The 15,571-nt window shown below is 57.1% G+C and carries 15 protein-coding genes; 11 read left to right on the plus strand and 4 right to left on the minus strand.

Going from position 1 to position 15,571, the window contains the following annotated elements:
• The first annotated feature begins 79 nt into the window (after positions 1 to 79).
• From QC821_RS20075 to QC821_RS20095, 5 genes are all read left to right on the plus strand, one after another.
• Positions 80 to 424: an FCD domain-containing protein gene (locus tag QC821_RS20075; RefSeq protein WP_309725046.1), complete on the plus strand. Its 345-nt coding sequence runs from the start codon at positions 80 to 82 to the stop codon at positions 422 to 424.
• Positions 421 to 1,737, plus strand: a complete 1,317-nt coding sequence (locus QC821_RS20080; protein ID WP_309725048.1) for a nucleotide disphospho-sugar-binding domain-containing protein — start codon at positions 421 to 423, stop codon at positions 1,735 to 1,737. The genes QC821_RS20075 and QC821_RS20080 overlap by 4 nt, the downstream gene beginning before the upstream one ends.
• A 288-nt stretch (positions 1,738 to 2,025) precedes the next feature.
• Complete coding sequence (locus tag QC821_RS20085) at positions 2,026 to 2,442, plus strand: VOC family protein (RefSeq protein WP_309725050.1); 417 nt, start codon at positions 2,026 to 2,028, stop codon at positions 2,440 to 2,442.
• Positions 2,443 to 2,521: 79 nt separating this feature from the next.
• Complete coding sequence (locus QC821_RS20090) at positions 2,522 to 4,720, plus strand: OsmC domain/YcaO domain-containing protein (RefSeq protein WP_309725052.1); 2,199 nt, start codon at positions 2,522 to 2,524, stop codon at positions 4,718 to 4,720.
• Positions 4,721 to 4,869: 149 nt separating this feature from the next.
• Positions 4,870 to 5,508 carry a glutathione S-transferase family protein gene (locus QC821_RS20095; RefSeq protein ID WP_309725053.1) on the plus strand — a complete coding sequence of 213 codons (639 nt, stop codon included), beginning with the start codon at positions 4,870 to 4,872 and terminating at the stop codon, positions 5,506 to 5,508.
• Between the two features lie 14 nt (positions 5,509 to 5,522).
• Here the strand turns inward: QC821_RS20095 and QC821_RS20100 are convergent, their stop codons facing one another.
• The 3 genes from QC821_RS20100 to fabF all read right to left on the minus strand — a co-directional run bounded on the left by QC821_RS20100 (position 5,523) and on the right by fabF (position 9,394).
• Positions 5,523 to 7,010, minus strand: a complete 1,488-nt coding sequence (locus tag QC821_RS20100; protein WP_309725055.1) for a sensor domain-containing diguanylate cyclase — start codon at positions 7,008 to 7,010, stop codon at positions 5,523 to 5,525.
• A gap of 118 nt (positions 7,011 to 7,128) precedes the next feature.
• The gene (locus tag QC821_RS20105; protein WP_309725058.1) at positions 7,129 to 7,629 is read right to left on the minus strand and encodes a CIA30 family protein; all 501 of its coding nucleotides are present in this window, start codon (positions 7,627 to 7,629) and stop codon (positions 7,129 to 7,131) included.
• 499 nt (positions 7,630 to 8,128) lie between these two features.
• Positions 8,129 to 9,394 (minus strand): beta-ketoacyl-ACP synthase II, encoded by a 1,266-nt coding sequence (gene fabF, locus QC821_RS20110; protein ID WP_309725060.1) that lies wholly within the window; start codon positions 9,392 to 9,394, stop codon positions 8,129 to 8,131.
• A gap of 91 nt (positions 9,395 to 9,485) precedes the next feature.
• Here fabF and QC821_RS20115 point away from each other — a divergent pair, with 91 nt between their 5' ends.
• Positions 9,486 to 10,148: a TetR/AcrR family transcriptional regulator gene (locus QC821_RS20115; RefSeq protein WP_309725061.1), complete on the plus strand. Its 663-nt coding sequence runs from the start codon at positions 9,486 to 9,488 to the stop codon at positions 10,146 to 10,148.
• A 199-nt stretch (positions 10,149 to 10,347) separates the two neighbouring features.
• Here the strand turns inward: QC821_RS20115 and QC821_RS20120 are convergent, their stop codons facing one another.
• Complete coding sequence (locus tag QC821_RS20120; protein WP_309725063.1) at positions 10,348 to 10,746, minus strand: phage integrase N-terminal SAM-like domain-containing protein; 399 nt, start codon at positions 10,744 to 10,746, stop codon at positions 10,348 to 10,350.
• Positions 10,747 to 10,985: 239 nt separating this feature from the next.
• Here QC821_RS20120 and QC821_RS20125 point away from each other — a divergent pair, with 239 nt between their 5' ends.
• From QC821_RS20125 to QC821_RS20145, 5 genes are all read left to right on the plus strand, one after another.
• A complete protein-coding gene (locus QC821_RS20125) occupies positions 10,986 to 11,333 on the plus strand; it encodes a hypothetical protein (protein WP_309725065.1) in 348 nt (115 codons plus the stop codon).
• Between the two features lie 229 nt (positions 11,334 to 11,562).
• Positions 11,563 to 12,219 (plus strand): HEPN domain-containing protein, encoded by a 657-nt coding sequence (locus tag QC821_RS20130; RefSeq protein WP_309725067.1) that lies wholly within the window; start codon positions 11,563 to 11,565, stop codon positions 12,217 to 12,219.
• Positions 12,220 to 12,339: 120 nt separating this feature from the next.
• Positions 12,340 to 13,101, plus strand: a complete 762-nt coding sequence (locus QC821_RS20135) for a hypothetical protein (protein WP_309725068.1) — start codon at positions 12,340 to 12,342, stop codon at positions 13,099 to 13,101.
• A gap of 160 nt (positions 13,102 to 13,261) precedes the next feature.
• A complete protein-coding gene (locus QC821_RS20140) occupies positions 13,262 to 14,170 on the plus strand; it encodes a hypothetical protein (RefSeq protein ID WP_309725069.1) in 909 nt (302 codons plus the stop codon).
• A 172-nt stretch (positions 14,171 to 14,342) separates the two neighbouring features.
• Positions 14,343 to 15,554, plus strand: coding sequence for a DUF4365 domain-containing protein (locus tag QC821_RS20145; RefSeq protein WP_309725097.1), 1,212 nt, complete (start codon positions 14,343 to 14,345; stop codon positions 15,552 to 15,554).
• Positions 15,555 to 15,571: the final 17 nt, after the last annotated feature.

Below are 15,571 nucleotides of genomic sequence, written 5' to 3' on the forward strand. Positions count from 1 at the left end.
TTGGTTACCGGACACCGGCACAGGTGTTTTTGGGTGAATACTCAGGAGCCCTCAACACCGCAGGTGCTGCGCTTATTACTTGAATTCAGGAACACAAGAGGGGCTTATCACCAGCTCTGGCTTCCTGCGGCTTGATACTGAATTCCACAGTTTTATTGCCGAGTGTTCAGGCAACCGCTTTGCCCGAGGAGCACTTATGGCCCATCATCGGCTGCGTCGTGCGACACAGAAGGATATATCGATTCCCGATTTCAGGTTGCGGCAGTCACTGGATGAACACCTTGAAATTCTCGACAGTCTCGAGCGCCATCAATTTGAGCTCGCAGCGGACCAGATGGTGCTGCACCTGCGCCGCTCGCGAATTCGCCGCCCGCAAGCTGCCAATCGCGGCATACCACCGCTGATTCGAGGAGCGCATCAATGAGTCATTCCCGCGTCATCGCGTTGTTTCCCGAAGCGAGTTTTGGTGCTGCGCTTAACTGTGTGGGTATTGCACAGCAGTTACGCCATATGGGGGCCTTGCCGGTGTTCCTGTGCCACCACGGTTTTACCGGTGTGTTTGCCGAGTACGGGTTCAAGGAGTACCACCTGCCTGCTCCATCCGAGGCTCAGCTACATAGGAATGCAGACTACTGGCAGGCCTTTATCAATAGGCATCTTCCGCACTTCAACCTCAGCGCGGAAGAGCAGTTAGCCACCTACGTCGCACCCACCTGGGACGCGATAGTGGATACGGCGATCGATGCCGAAGCGGGGGTCGAAAGCCTGCTAGACCAGATTCGCCCAGATGCTATATTGCTCGACAATGTCATCATGTTCCCAGCCATCGTGCGTTCTGGGTATCCTTGGGTCCGGATCGTATCCTGCGCTGAAACCGAGATTCCAGACCCCTTGGTGCCTCCTTATCTTTCTGGGCTGGCACCGCAAGACGCCGTGTCAGTGGCTCGATTCGAACAAACCTACTTGAATGCGACAGAGTCGGCGCATCGTCGCTATAACGCGTTTCGGCAGTCACGTGGTCTGCGCCCGTTGCCCCCCGGCTCCTTCCTGGAGAATTCTGACAGGCTCAACTTGCTGCTGGCCCCAAGCGCCGTGCGTTACTCGCGAGCGAGCCCTCTGCCTGCGGATCGTTTCGTCTTTCTGGAAGGCTGTGTCAGGGAAGAGTCGCGTTTTGATCCGCCTGTGCTGCCAGCCGACGACGGGCCTCTCGTCTACATGAGCTTTGGTAGCCTGGGAGCGATCGATACCGAGCTGATTGGCAAGATGATCGATACGTTTGCCACGCTACCGGCACGCTTTGTGGTCAATGTCGGCGGGTTCCTCGAGGCGTATCAGCATGTGCCTGACAATGTGTATCTGGGTAGCTGGTTTCCGCAGCCTTCCGTCGTTAGACAAAGCGCACTGTTCATCCACCACGGCGGCAACAATAGCTTCTGCGAGGCCCTGTTCCACGGAGTGCCCTCGTTGGTCATGCCCTACTGTTGGGATGGACACGATAATGCGCAGCGGGCTCAGGCGACAGGTACGGGACAGCATCTCGACCGGACGACCTGGTCGCCTGATAGCCTCCGCGAGGCGATCCTATCGTTGCTAAACGACACGCAGATGGCTGCCAGGCTCCAACGCATCTCTCGCGAGATGCAGGCCGACCCCGGGGCGCTACGCGCTGCAGAAGCGGTTATGGCAGTTTTCGACGTACCGAACCAACCTCTATCTACCGAAAGACGTCGTCGTTAAGGCCTGCTAAGTTATAATGTTGAGCGTGACTGTGCATTTCAAGTGATAAGCAGTCATGTGATATGCCTGTTGCCATAATAAGAACGAGGAGTAGGTGAATTTACAGAGCGCTGAACGCCTCGTGTGGTGGCCGAAATGAACGATTACCAGTTTAAGGTGGTTAAGCTCGAGGGGGCTTTGTATGGCATGATCATAAGCACACAGACGAGGTTCTTCTAGTGCTTAAGGGGAACCTGGGAACAGAGCTTCTGGATGGTGAACCATGATTATGACCCGAGGTAACTTGCCATGAATCCAAGAATCAGCATGATCACCCTCGGCGTCAGGGATCTGGCGACGTCGGTGAGGTTTTATGAGCAAGGCCTTGGCCTGCCGCGGATGGAGTCGCCGCCGGAGGTGGCCTTCTTCACGCTCAACGGCAGCTGGCTGGGGCTGTACGGCCGTGAGGCATTGGCCGAGGATGCCGGAGTGTCCGCCGAGGGTACCGGCTTTGCCGGGGTTGCGCTTGCCCACAACGTCGAATCCGAGGCCGCCGTCGACGCGGTGATGGCGCAGGCCGTTGCCGCCGGCGCCACTTTGGTGAAGCCGGCGCAGAAGGTGTTCTGGGGCGGCTACTCGGGATATTTCGCCGACCCGGACGGCTACCTGTGGGAGGTGGCGTACAACCCGCTGTTCTGGGTTGGCCCGCGGGATGACGACGCCTAGCCGGGGGCGGCGAAAAACTGGATAATGGCAGGTTTTCTGCCCTCGCTTCGCCGAAGCTCCCCACGTCCGGTGCCCGTCCATGGAAATCAAGGTCAACTATCTCGACAACCTCCGCCTGGAGGCCAAGTTCGACGACTTCACGGTCATCTCCGACCAGCCGATTCGCTACAAGGGCGACGGCTCGGCGCCGGGGCCGTTCGACTACTTCCTGGCCTCCTCGGCGATGTGCGCGGCGTACTTCGTCAAGGTGTACTGCAACACCCGGGGGATCCCCACCGAGAACATCCGCCTGTCGCAGAACAACATCGTCGACCCGGAGAACCGCTACAACCAGATCTTCAAGATCCAGGTCGAACTGCCGGAGGATATCTCCGACAAGGACCGCCAGGGCATCCTGCGCTCCATCGACCGCTGCACGGTCAAGAAGGTGGTGCAGACCGGCCCCGAGTTCCAGATCGAGACTGTCGAGAACATCGACGAGGACGCCCAGGCCCTGCTGATGGGCGCGCCGGAGGGCGAGGGCAGCACCTGGATCGAGGGCAAGGACCTGCCGCTGGAGCAGACCATTGCCAACATGAGCGGCATCCTCGCCGACCTGGGAATGAAGATCGAGATCGCCTCGTGGCGCAATATCGTGCCCCACGTGTGGTCGCTGCACATTCGCGACGCCGCCTCGCCGATGTGCTTCACCAACGGCAAGGGGGCGACCAAGGAGAGCGCGCTGTGCTCGGCGCTGGGCGAGTTCATCGAGCGCCTGAGCTGCAACTTCTTCTACAACGACCAGTTCTTCGGCGAGGAGGTCGCGAACAGCGCCTTCGTCCACTACCCCAACGAGGAGTGGTTCCAGCCCGGGCCCAATGACGAACTGCCCGACGGCATCCTCGACGACCACTGCCGGGCGATCTTCGATCCGGACGGTGAACTGCGCGGCTCGAACCTGATCGACACCAACTCCGGCAAGACGGCGCGGGGTATCGTGTCGCTGCCCTTCGTGCGCCAGTCCGACGGCGAGACGGTCTACTTCCCGTCCAACCTGATCGAGAACCTCTACCTCAGCAACGGCATGAGCGCCGGCAACACCCTGGCCGAGGCCCAGGTGCAGTGCCTCTCGGAGATCTTCGAGCGGGCGGTGAAGCGCGAGATCATCGAGCAGGAAATGGTGCTGCCCGACGTACCCCAGGCGGTGCTCGAGCAGTACCCGGCGATCCTCGAGGGCATTCAGGCGCTGGAGGCCCAGGGCTTCCCGGTGCTGGTCAAGGATGCCTCGCTGGGCGGCCAGTACCCGGTGATGTGCGTGACCCTGATGAACCCGCGCACCGGCGGCGTGTTCGCCTCCTTTGGCGCCCACCCAAGCTTCGAGGTGGCGCTGGAGCGCAGCCTCACCGAGCTGCTGCAGGGCCGCAGCTTCGAGGGGCTCAACGACTTCATGCCGCCTACCTTCAACTCGCTGGCGGTGTCCGAGCCGAACAACTTCGTCGAGCACTTCATCGACTCCTCGGGGCTGATCTCCTGGCGCTTCTTCAGCAGCAACAGCGACGTCGATTTCGTCGAGTGGGACTTTTCCGGTAGCGGTTCCAACAGCACCGCCGAGGAAGCCGCGACGCTGTTCGGCATCCTCGAGGCGCTGGGCCACGAAGCCTACATGGCCGTGTTCGACGACCTCGGCGCGCCGGTGTGCCGCATCCTGGTGCCGGGCTACTCCGAGGTCTACCCGGTGGAAGACCTGGTGTGGGACAACACCAACATGGCGCTGCTGTTCCGCGAGGACATCCTCAACCTCCACCGCCTGGATGACGACCAGCTGGCCGCGCTGCTCGAGCGCCTCGAGGAGACCCAGCTCGACGAGCACATGGATATCATCACCCTGATCGGTATCGAGTTCGACGAGAACACGGTGTGGGGCCAACTGACCATCCTCGAGCTCAAGCTGCTGATCCACCTGGCGCTGGGCCAGCACGAGGAGGCGCTGGAGCGGGTGCAGATGTTCCTGCAGTACAACGACAATAGCGTCGCCCGCGGGCTCTTCTACCAGGCGGTGCAGGCGGTACTCGAAATCGTGCTAAACGACGAGCAGGAACTGGGCGACTACCTCTACAACTTCAACCGCATGTTCGGCGAGGACACCATGGCCGCGGTGGTCGGCTCGGTGCAGGGCGAGGTGCGCTTCCACGGCCTGACGCCCACCAGCATGCAGCTGGACGGCCTGGAGAAGCACCAGCGGCTGATCGAGAGCTACAAGAAGCTGCATGCCCACCGCGCCGCCAAGGCGGGCCTGTAAGCCGCGGCACCCGCCATACTCTCGTACCAATACCAAACGCCCCCGAGCCGGTCGCCTGGCTCGGGGGCGTTTCTCTGTGGGTGTCGAAAACGTTAGGCACCCTTCGACAACAGCTCGTGTGTTATACCGTTTCAACAGGAGGCGCTAACATGGGCGAACTGATTGTCACCACCTTCGATTGGGTTCCCGAGACGCCGCGCGGCTATGTGCGCGACCTCAGGCTGTGCTGGGCGCTGGAGGAAGCCGGGTTGCCCTATCGGGTCGAGGGGGTGCCGTTTCACTCCCGGGATGCCGGGCATTTTTCCCACCAGCCCTTCGGCCAGGTGCCGTGGCTGACCGATGGCGATATATCGATCTTCGAGAGCGGCGCGATCCTGCTGTATCTGGGCGAGCGCAGCGAGGTTCTGATGCCTGCTGACCCGCATCGTCGTCTCGAGGTCATCGAGTGGCTGTTCGCCGCGCTCAACTCCGTCGAGATGGCGAGCCTGCCCTGGTCGCTGTTCCACTTCGCTGGCGATACCCACGTTACGCCAGGCAAGCAGACGCTGGACAATTTCCTTGCCTCCCGGCTGCAGCATCTCGAGTCGATCCTGGCCCAGCGCGAATGGCTGGCTGGGACGTTCTCCATCGCCGATATCGCCATGGCAGACGTGCTGCGCCTCGTTGATCGATTCGACGGGCTTGCGCAGTCTCCCACCTGCCGAGAGTATATCTCGCGGGCCATGGCTCGCCCGGCCTTCGTCAAGGCCCACGCCGATCAGCTGGCATTTTACGCCGCGGCGGATTGAAGGCCTGGCTCGGCTCAGTTGAGTACGCTGCTCTTGCGGCGCTGGGTCTTGTCGTCATACATGCGGTTGTCGGCGAGGGTAAGCACCGCTTGAGCGGGCACCTCGCTGGAGCTGGCGCAGCCCAGGCTCAAGCGAAGCGACACCTCGACGCCTTCACCCTCGGCGGTGGCGAGGATGCAGTGCTGGCCTTCCATGTGCCTGCGGATCAAATCTCCGACGCGTGCCGGCGCCGACAGGTCGGCGGACGGGAACAGGATCACGAATTCGTCACCGCCGTAGCGGGCCAGGATATCGCCCTCCCGGCACTGCATCTGAAGGCGCTCGGCGACGGTGGTGATGAGCTGGTCGCCAACCAGGTGGCCATACTGGTCGTTGACCTCCTTGAGCCCGTCGACATCCATCATCAGCAAGGAAAAATCGAGCCCTGGCTGCTGCATCTTGCCCTGGATGCTCTGCTGAAGCGCCGACTCGAAGAAGCCGCGGTTGTATAGCCCGGTAAGCCCGTCGCGCTCCGCCGCACGCTGTAGCGCAAGGTGCAGCAGCTTGTTCTCGGTCGCCGCGGCCAACTGGTCGACGAACAGCGTCAGCACGCGCTCCAGGGCCGCGTCCAGCGTCGGGGCACGCACCACCAGCCAACCCTCGTACAGGCTGAGCCGTCCTGCCATGGAGGTAGCATAGAGCTGCTCGCCATCGGGGCACTCATTGAGCTTGATGGTACCGCCATCCTGCTCATGCAGCCTTGCCAGCCTGGTGCCCAGGCGACGCTCGCCATCGAGGCTCAGGCGCAGGCCGGCCTCGGCTGCGTAGCGCGTCACCTCGGGGCGCTGCCGCTCCTGAAGGAACACCGCAAAGCCGTACTCCGGGAAGTCGGCATGCAGATGCTTCAAGGAGTCATCGAGCAGGGTATTGATGTTCGGCGCGCGGTTGGCCACCACGCCGAGGTCGAGGAGGGCGTGAAAGACCCGATTCTGGTACTGGATCTCGGTAATGCTGCGGCCGATCTTGCGATTCTGCCCGTTCATGACGTAAGCCAGCGCGAGCAGGTAAATCACCGCACCGCTTACCTGGTAGACGTCCAGCTCCATGCTGACGTAGGGGCGAAACTCGAACCCCGACAATACGCCCCAGCCCAGGGCCCCGCCGGCGAACAGCGCGACCGAGATGGCCATTCGGCGCAGGCCACCCACCACCATGTTGTTCATGAAGCAGGCAAGGCCAATGAACAGCGTGGCCCAGAGGTAATAGTCGAGCACGCCGCACCAGATGCCGAACAGCAGGCTGTCGAAATAGAGGTTCCTGAACTCGGCGCGCTTGGAATTGCGGGCCAGCACGGCATGCACATAGGCCACTGCCGGCCATATCAGCAGCAGCAGGCCAGGCAATATCAGCCGCCAGCCGCTGCCCTCGGCCAGGGCGATCCACACCGTGAGCCCGAAAGTGTGGCAGAAGGCGAAGGCGCGCGGGGGCACCGTCGCCAGGGCGAGCCGATGGGGGCGTCTCAAGGTGAGTTTCGCCCCAGCTGTAGATGGCTTGGAAACGCTCATGCCGCCAGCTTCTCCTGATTGCGCCCACGCCAGCAAGGCGACGTTAGCTCATCTTGTGTATGGGCAGCATAGCGCGTTAGCGGGCCTGCAGGGGTTCTATACCGGCGATCTCCAGCTGAAAGGCGCCATCGCGGCGGTCGGCAATCAACAGGCCGAGCTGCTGGATGTCGTCCGGCGCAAGCGCTGGGGCATCTTCCAGCAGGCGGCCACGGCGAATCGCCTCGAAGGCGTGCCAGGGCAGGGCGACATGCTGCCACTCTCCCGCAGGGGGCTGGAACAGGGCACGATACGCAGCGCCGTCGCCTAGCTGCTGACTGTAGAGGCGCAGCTGGTACTGGCGCCCATCGCCGCGGACCTCAACGGTCAAGCCCGAATAGCCTGATAGCTGCATCGGCTGGCGCTCGCGCCGTATGGATGCGAAGCCACCCCCGTTGGTCAGCGACAGCTCGCCGGCGAAGACGCCGACGCCTTGCGCCGCGTGCATGGCACCCGATGAAGCACCGCCCATCACATCGTCGTTGATGGGCCGCCAGCGGGCGGCCTCCTGCGCTGTGCTGACATCGATCAGTATTGGCATGGGGCTTGTGCGTCTCCTTGGTGCGGCTCAGGAAGTAACCGTGCCCGACCAGTTAATCAGTAACCCTAGCGGCTTGCATATATATATATGTGCTCATCGACAACCTGGACACGCGTCGTTAACGGCAGTTCGCTGACGCTGGAGCCCTGGTGGGCGTAGCCGGTTGGCTGCCATACAGCGCGTAGCGAAATAAAGCGTGGTGGCAGGCCCAGGTTTGGGGCAATCTGGCTCTGCAGTACTTCCGACAATAATTAAATGAGGGGAAAAACATGCGGGTGATCATCGTCGCGTTGGCGCTGTTGGTCTTCAGCAGCAGCGTTCTTGCGCATGGGGGAGGCTGCCGGAAAAGCTCCCCACCAGGGCAGTGCTGCCACATGGATAACAGTGTCGGCAGAGTGCACTGTCACTGAGACGTAGCATGACAATCCAACACCCCGAGCCAGCTCACCGGCCCGGGGTGTTGCCGTTTATGGCATCAGCCAATCACGCGACACCATCGCTACACCTTGCTGACGATCAGCGCCGCATTCACCCCGCCGAAGCCAAAGCCGTTGCACAGCACGTGCTGGGTCGCATGTTGACGTGCCGAGCCCGAGACGAAATTCAGGTCGCTGAGATCCTCGTCTGGGTTTTCCAGGTTCAGTGTCGGGGGCAGGCGGTCGTGCATGACCGAAAGGGCGGAGAAGATGCTCTCCACCCCGCCGGCGGCCCCCAGCAGATGGCCGGTGGCCGACTTGGTCGCGGAGATCGGGATGCCGGCGAGGGCGTCGCCAAAGGCGTTGCGCAGCGACGCGATCTCGGCTCGGTCACCCACCGGCGTCGAGGTGGCGTGGGCATTGATGTGGTCGATCGCCTCGGGCGATAGGCCCGCCATTCTCAGGGCGGCGCGAATGGCCGCCGCGGCACCCGCACCGTCTTCTGGGCCGGCGGTGATATGGTGGGCATCCGCACTGGTGCCGTAGCCGCTGAGAATCGCCAGCGGCGTTGCCCCGCGCGCTTCTGCGTGGGCCAGCGTTTCGATCACCAGCAGCCCAGCGCCTTCCCCCATCACGAAGCCGTTGCGGGCCTGGTCAAAGGGGCGTGACGCCCTGGTGGGGTCGTCCTGCTCGGTGGAGAGCGCCTTCATGGCATGGAAGCTGGCCAGCGAGAGCGGGTCGATACAGGCTTCGGCGCCGCCCACCAGCGCCACCTCGGCCTCACCGCTGCGGATCATGCGCATGCCGTCGCCGATGGCCTGCACGCCCGCGGCACAGGCCGTTACCGGGCAGCCCAGCGGCCCACGCAAGCCATAGCGAATCGACACATTGCCCGCTGCCAGGTTGGCCAGGAAGGCCGGCACGGTGAACGGGGAGAGCCGGCGGTGGCCGCGCGACGAGAGGGTGTTCTGGGCCTGGGTGATGGTGGGGAAGCCACCGATGCCAGAGCCTATGATAGTGGCCGTCGACAGCCGGTCCGCATCGCTTTCGGGGAACCAGTTGGCCTGGGTCAGCGCCTCTTCGGCGGCGCCCATGGCGTAGAGGCTGAACAGCTCCAGCTTGCGACGCTCCTTGGCATCCAGCACCTGGTCCGGGTCGAGGCCGGCTTCCGGGTCTTCTGCGATGCCGGGAACCGAGCCCGCCACCTTGATCGGCAGCTCGCCGGTATCGAAGCGGTTGATCGAGGAGATGCCTGAGCGGCCGGCGAGCAGCCGCTCCCAGCTTGCCTTGACGCCGTAACCAAGCGGGCTGATCATGCCCATGCCGGTGATGACGAGTGGTGATTGCATGGTAAATTCCTGAACAGCTTGGGGTTGTGCCACGCTAGCACCGGGCTTGATATGATCAAGATAATATTCAACGTGGGAGTGCGAGGTCGCCATGCCCTACTCGACGAACCACAAGGCCAAATCGCGGGAGCGCATCCTCAAGTCGGCCATCGAGCTGTTCAGCCGCAAGGGGTTCGAGAAGGCCTCCATCGGCCAGATCATGAAGCTGGCCAAGATGACCCACGGCGCCTTCTACGCGCACTTCTCCTCGAAGGAAGCGCTCTACCACGCCTCGGTACGTGAAACCCTGGAGAGCAGCCGCGCGGCTCGGCTGGTCAAGGGACCGCTCTCGGTGAAGCACCTGACGGAACTGGTCGCCAACTGCTGGAACCTCCAGGAGCTCGAGCGCAAGTGCAAGCCGGGTCCCGAGACGGTACTGTTCAACGAGATCGGCAACGAGAATGCCGAGGTGCGCACGCTGTTCGAAGCCTCCTACCTGCGCATGAAGAAGATGCTGGAAACCCGCCTCATCGCCTTGAGCCGCCTCAAGAAACTCCCCTTCGAGCCTGACCGCGAGGTCGTTGCCGACAAGGCCCGCGTTATTCTTGCCTCCCTGGTGGGCGCCGTGGCCATCGCCAAGAGCCTGCCCGGCGAGCAGGAGCGTCAGAACCTCCTCAACGCCGCCCAGCGCAATATCCTGCAGATGCTCGGCGTCGACGAGAACGAGCTAGACAGCATGCTGGGCGCCGCAGGGCAAGAGCAGAGCCCCGCGTAGCAATCCCTCTTTCCCCCTGATGCTTTTGACTTTGTTGGCGTTGCTCAGCGCATAGCGTTTGTTTACGGTAAGGCAAAGGCCACTGAAGATGGCCGTTTCACCAAGACGTACGCAAGGGCTGCCGCATCAGGGATGACACTGCCATCATCCATGCTGCCGGGTAGGGGCGGTAGCGTGCCTGGACTCAGTCATCAACCACTCAACCCAGCGGGCTGCGAACTCCGGCGAACTCCTTACCCAGCACACCCATCACTTCCTCATGGGATAGCACCACCGGCAGCCGGCGCGGTCGCTTGGCGTGCGCGAAATCACCAATATCGCCGAGAGGCTGATCGAGCACATGGCGATAGAGGAACACGATGGCATTCAGGGCTTGGTTCTGTGTGGCCGCTGCCACATAGCGCTGCACCGCAAGGTGCTCCAAGAAAGCCCTGACCTCGGGGCCACCCATGCTAGCGGGATGACGCACGCCATTGAAACGAATGAAGTAGCGTATCCAGTAGCAGTAGGTTTTTACGGTGCGAGGGCTGTAGCGTCTCACCTTCATGGTGGCCTTCACGCGATCCATGAGCTTTGGAGGTCGGCTGTGCGCGTCCATAAGCTGCTCCTTGCATTTCCTGTTGCTGGGTTTATATACAGCATTATTGGTCCCGGCAAAACGCGCAAGCGCGCGAATTCTGCATACATCGCCTAATTATTTTTAGCCTCATGAGATATCAATGGGTTAGGGGAAACGCGGTAGGCTAGATAAGATTGTTAACGCGCCGGCTCGTTCAAGATAATGAACGAGCGTGCTATCCAATACCTGTTACGAATAAGACCATAGGAAGTTCGACGATGGAATTGAAAGATTTTGTGAAGGCTACCCTCGAACAGATCGTTGAGGGCGCCTCTCTAGCCCAAGAAACCATTAAAGAACGGGGTGGTATCGTCAATCCCACCTCTATGTATTTCCAAAAAGACGGATCATGGAATAACTACCAGCACGCTATGCCTCAGGAAGTCGTATTTGACGTGGGGCTAACTTCGACGGACAACAGGGGATCATCAGAGGGCATTGGCGTGTTTCTCGGAAGTATCAGCCTAGGGAAGAAAAACGACGCAGCAGTCGAGAACGTCGCCGTATCAAAAGTAAAGTTCAGTGTTCCATTGGTGCTTCCGCCAGGTGATAAGCTGTATGAGTAAAACTCGTAACAAGGCCAACCACTACAGCCCTTCGGGCTGGGACGTCGCTTCGCTCCGCCGGTGTTGGCAACGTTAGCAATCAATAAGGAAGCAAAGTCCAATCTCACCTAAAGATACATTCGATTTCGCTTTGAAGAGGTCTAAGCATTTCCTGACGCTTTATGACATTGTCCATAATAGTAGGCAAAGAAATGGCAGAAGTGATTGGCTATCATCTTTTAAGACATTTATGCGACGGCCTCAACGCGAAAATATTGTTCGAATTGATGGCAAAGATAAAAAAAGTCTTCTGATTCTTCGTGAGTCTGTTGGTATTAGTCGAGAACACTTTTCACATGAATACGCATCAGAGCTATTAAGATCTTCTCTGGTTTGTTCAATATCCGCACTCGATCGTTATATGCATGATGTGATAGTAGATAGGAGTTGGACGTTACTTTCTCAAGCAGAAAAAGACGTACCAAAAGAACTAAAGAAAGTTCGCCTTCCTGTGTTGGCAACCAAAAAGGCGTTAGAGAAACTGAAGTCTAACCCCAAATCGAGGCCGGGAACACTCATAAAGAAGGAGATTCAGAATGTCATCCATATCGACTTCACATTTCAGAAGAAAAGTGATATTGAGAAAGGAGCGAAACTTTTAGGTATTACTGACTTTTGGCGTAAAGTATCGGCAGAAATGCCAAACAACCCTAGCCCGGGTGATGTGCAAGATGAACTTACGAAAATTGCTAAACGAAGAAACCAGATTGTCCATGAGTCAGACCTGATCTTAAAAACCAGCGCAAAAGAGATATCACAAAGGGATATTACTCGGGCAGACGCTGAGAATGCAATTGACTGGGTGACATCGTTCGTTCAAGCTCTGGACGAAGTGTTTTACCCATAAATTGCTAACAAGACCAGTCACAGCGACGGTTTTTCCGTTGCGGCTTCGCCTTCACTACAAAGCCGCGCGTGCTGGCGGCGTTATGCGAATAAAGCATGAATTCCAGCCTGAGGTTAAATCATGGGAAGAGCTAAAGAAGAGTGGATGAGGCGGGAAGAAAATGAGCCGATGTATGAATGGATTGAAGAAAATTACGGCGAGGACGCCGGTGAGGAAGGGTCTGAAATATGGAACGAAGCAGTAAAGGCGTTTGAAGAACATTGCGAGGAGCAGCAACGTCTAGAGGAAGAAGCTTACTGGCAAGATGAATATGACTACTACATATTTCTCACATTAAAAGATGCCGACATTATTTTCACAAAAGATCTATCAGAGCTTAGATCCATGCTGACAACAAATAGCGCAATGTCAGCTAATCATACATACTTAAAAATGGTGCTAGCTCACGCTGTAACGATCCTAGAGGTATACCTAGAGGACATTGTTAAGTCACTAATAATATCTAACGATTCACACTTGGCAAATACAATTAAAAATGTCAAACCATTCTGCGATACTTCATTCAAGCTGAGCGAAATCTCGATTGAGAAGGACGGAATAAAGAAGTTTGTCATAGGAAAATTATCGGACAGTTTGTACCATGATATCCCGAAAGTCATAAAAATACTAAGCGGCATAATCGGTAGAAAAATAGATATTTCAATTAAAGATGTGTGTCGCGTAACCATAATTCGGCACGACATTGTCCACCGAAATGGAAAGGGCAAAGATGGGAACCATATAGAAATCACCCTTCCCTTTGTGCTTGATGCATTAACGTCTATAGAAAGCTTTGCTAGAGACCTGCGTGCAAATATAGCGACATTGCAATCCGCACAATAAGCGCGCATAACAAATGGTTCAAACCGTTCGCTGCGCTCACTGGGACGGGTTAAAGCCCGCCCTTTAACCAAACGTTATGTTTGCTTTATATGCAGCAAAGTCTTGAAAGAGTTGGTTTCAGCTCCCATATATAAACAAGATCTGTCAATGGAAAGTGTATATGGCTAAAGGTATAAAAATGGTTTGCGCATATAAACGTGAACTTGAGACAGCTACGGTAAGAAATATTCAAGAGCTATCCAAAGCTGATAATGGGAGTTTGTTCTGTGAAGATCCGCGTTGTAGAACTCGTGTTGAATATAATTCCGGCTATACCCGGCTAGCAACTAATACCACCGTTTCACCATATTTAAAATTGGCTAAAGATTGCTGTCATGCAGCAGAATGTAAGAATTCAATTTCAGGTGCAGTAAAGGTATTTGTTGGTGATTCCAGAGATGTAGAGAATGTGCCTGATATCTTTGAAGATACGCAAGATGGTTCCTTTACATTTAGGCTAAACCTTCTCGAACAATCTAGAACACAGCTAAATAAATTATCGGATAAGATGGCGACTGAACCGGAGGGCTCATCTTTAGGGAAAGAATATGTCGAAACCAAGAAAAGACTTGCCTCTTATTGTAAATCTGCTGCTGGAATATCCAGATTGCGTAGCCTGATCCAAGATAGGAGTGATGTGGAAGATTTCGAGTCATTGGTCAAGATTCAGTACAAAGATAGGCAGGTAATGTGGAAAGATTTCTTTTATGACGATGAAAGATACCATGTCCTATACAATCGCTTATCTCGTAGTCGAATCGAACATCCTATTGCAATTCGAGTAACGGCAAAGCAAGTCAAAAGCTCCAAAGTCGAACAATATCCAGTTTCAATTCAGTGCTATGCGGAAACTGAGGAGCAAAGTTCTTACATCCCATGGGTTAACTTACATCAAGACCTTAAAGACTTAGAGTTAAGTTCTGGTCAGTCGTACATAGTTTTGGGGCATGTAAGTAATTCTGAAAAAGATAGGTTCAAAAACCTCAAATTTGCCATCAATAACAGGCAGCAGATTGTCAGAGAACGCTAAACATAACAAGTCACGCCACGCAGATGGCCTTTTCTCCGCGTTGCTCCAAAAAGGCCACCGGTGCGCTTCGCGTTCTGTGGATGCATATGCATGACCAACCATTTAACAATTCGGCAGTCTTTGCTATCCAACTAGGGAGGGCTCAAACCTGAGAGCACAAGGATCTGATCGTATAGAGCGTCAAGGACTTGGCTGGGTCACAGTACGTGGTGAGGCTGCGGGTTTTGCCGTACGAGAGCAGCCTAGCAGTGACTACGGGATCGATGCGATTGCCGAATTGATTGACGATGAGATAGCCACCGGGCAGTTGGTTGCGATACAGATCAAGTCTGGCAGTAGCTATCTTGGTGAAACGAAGGATGGCTGCTACATCTACCGCCCGGATGCGCAACATGTCGACTACTGGCTAGGGCATACACTTCCCGTCATCGTATGCCTCTGTGATCCTGAGAACGAAGTTGTATATTGGGAGCGGGTTGCTAAGGACACCATCGAATCGACAGGGAAGGGCTACAAGCTAGCCGTTCCCCAGGTGCGAAAACTTGGTAAGGATACCCGAGAGGCGCTGAAGGACCTTGTGACGCCGCGCGTCGCGTCCAGCGACTACACGCTCGTTTCGACTGAGGATGTCAGCCATGGTATGGCCAAGCGTTACTCAATCAAAGTTGTCCTTAACCGTCCCATGACCAAACCGGAACTGGCGGCGGTTATCAGGGACATGACGGCTAAGACTGCAAAGCGCCGATACTCCAGGAACGCCGTGGTAAAAGGTAGGTGGGGCGAAGCCGACGCGCATGTCGTTTGGGCTTTCATTTATGCTAGCGCTGCTGACGAAAAAAAAGCCAACTACACGTGCCGAAGCCTCTGGATTGACCCAAGTCTTGATGGTGAGTACGCGCCGATTCCTCTGGTCGGGGAAGATGTTGGTGATGGCACCATTGTGGATTGGAAGCAAAGCCCCTTGGCCGGACTCAGCGATAATGGCAAGGGTGATTTCGACAAGGAGCACTATTTGGACCTAGTAGATCCAATTGTTGGGCTTATAATTGAGAGTTTGGCAGATATCGGGAAAGCCCTTCAAAAATGGCAGTCGGGTGCGAGTATCGAGTCAAATTTCCTGTCAGAAACCAAATCCGCTCGCCAACAGATTTCTGATGCATACGATGCTCACGCCAGCAGCCAGGAACCACCATACGAGTGCCACGATTTGTATGAGCAAGTCGGGAGCATGCTAGCGTGCACGCACAATATTGTTCTATACCACAGCGAGCGCGGTATCGAACTATGGACCGATTACGTCCGTCGCCAGATGACTGCCACGGCCTTGAACGACGCGAACAAACACCTTAATCGCATCAAGCACGAACGCGGAAAGGTCTCGTAGTGAATCCACAGAACAAT

The sequence above is a fragment of the Franzmannia qiaohouensis genome, assembly GCF_031451695.1.
In the GTDB taxonomy this organism is placed as follows: Bacteria; Pseudomonadota; Gammaproteobacteria; order Pseudomonadales; family Halomonadaceae; genus Franzmannia; species Franzmannia qiaohouensis.

Coding starts and splice junctions, on each gene's coding strand:
- QC821_RS20080 (WP_309725048.1), top strand. CDS start 421: ATGAGTCATTCCCGCGTCATCGCGTTGTTTCCCGAAGCGAGTTTTGGT.
- QC821_RS20115 (WP_309725061.1), top strand. CDS start 9,486: ATGCCCTACTCGACGAACCACAAGGCCAAATCGCGGGAGCGCATCCTC.
- QC821_RS20135 (WP_309725068.1), top strand. CDS start 12,340: ATGGGAAGAGCTAAAGAAGAGTGGATGAGGCGGGAAGAAAATGAGCCG.
- QC821_RS20120 (WP_309725063.1), bottom strand. CDS start 10,746: ATGGACGCGCACAGCCGACCTCCAAAGCTCATGGATCGCGTGAAGGCC.
- QC821_RS20085 (WP_309725050.1), top strand. CDS start 2,026: ATGAATCCAAGAATCAGCATGATCACCCTCGGCGTCAGGGATCTGGCG.
- QC821_RS20095 (WP_309725053.1), top strand. CDS start 4,870: ATGGGCGAACTGATTGTCACCACCTTCGATTGGGTTCCCGAGACGCCG.
- QC821_RS20130 (WP_309725067.1), top strand. CDS start 11,563: ATGCGACGGCCTCAACGCGAAAATATTGTTCGAATTGATGGCAAAGAT.
- QC821_RS20090 (WP_309725052.1), top strand. CDS start 2,522: ATGGAAATCAAGGTCAACTATCTCGACAACCTCCGCCTGGAGGCCAAG.
- QC821_RS20140 (WP_309725069.1), top strand. CDS start 13,262: ATGGCTAAAGGTATAAAAATGGTTTGCGCATATAAACGTGAACTTGAG.
- fabF (WP_309725060.1), bottom strand. CDS start 9,394: ATGCAATCACCACTCGTCATCACCGGCATGGGCATGATCAGCCCGCTT.
- QC821_RS20125 (WP_309725065.1), top strand. CDS start 10,986: ATGGAATTGAAAGATTTTGTGAAGGCTACCCTCGAACAGATCGTTGAG.
- QC821_RS20105 (WP_309725058.1), bottom strand. CDS start 7,629: ATGCCAATACTGATCGATGTCAGCACAGCGCAGGAGGCCGCCCGCTGG.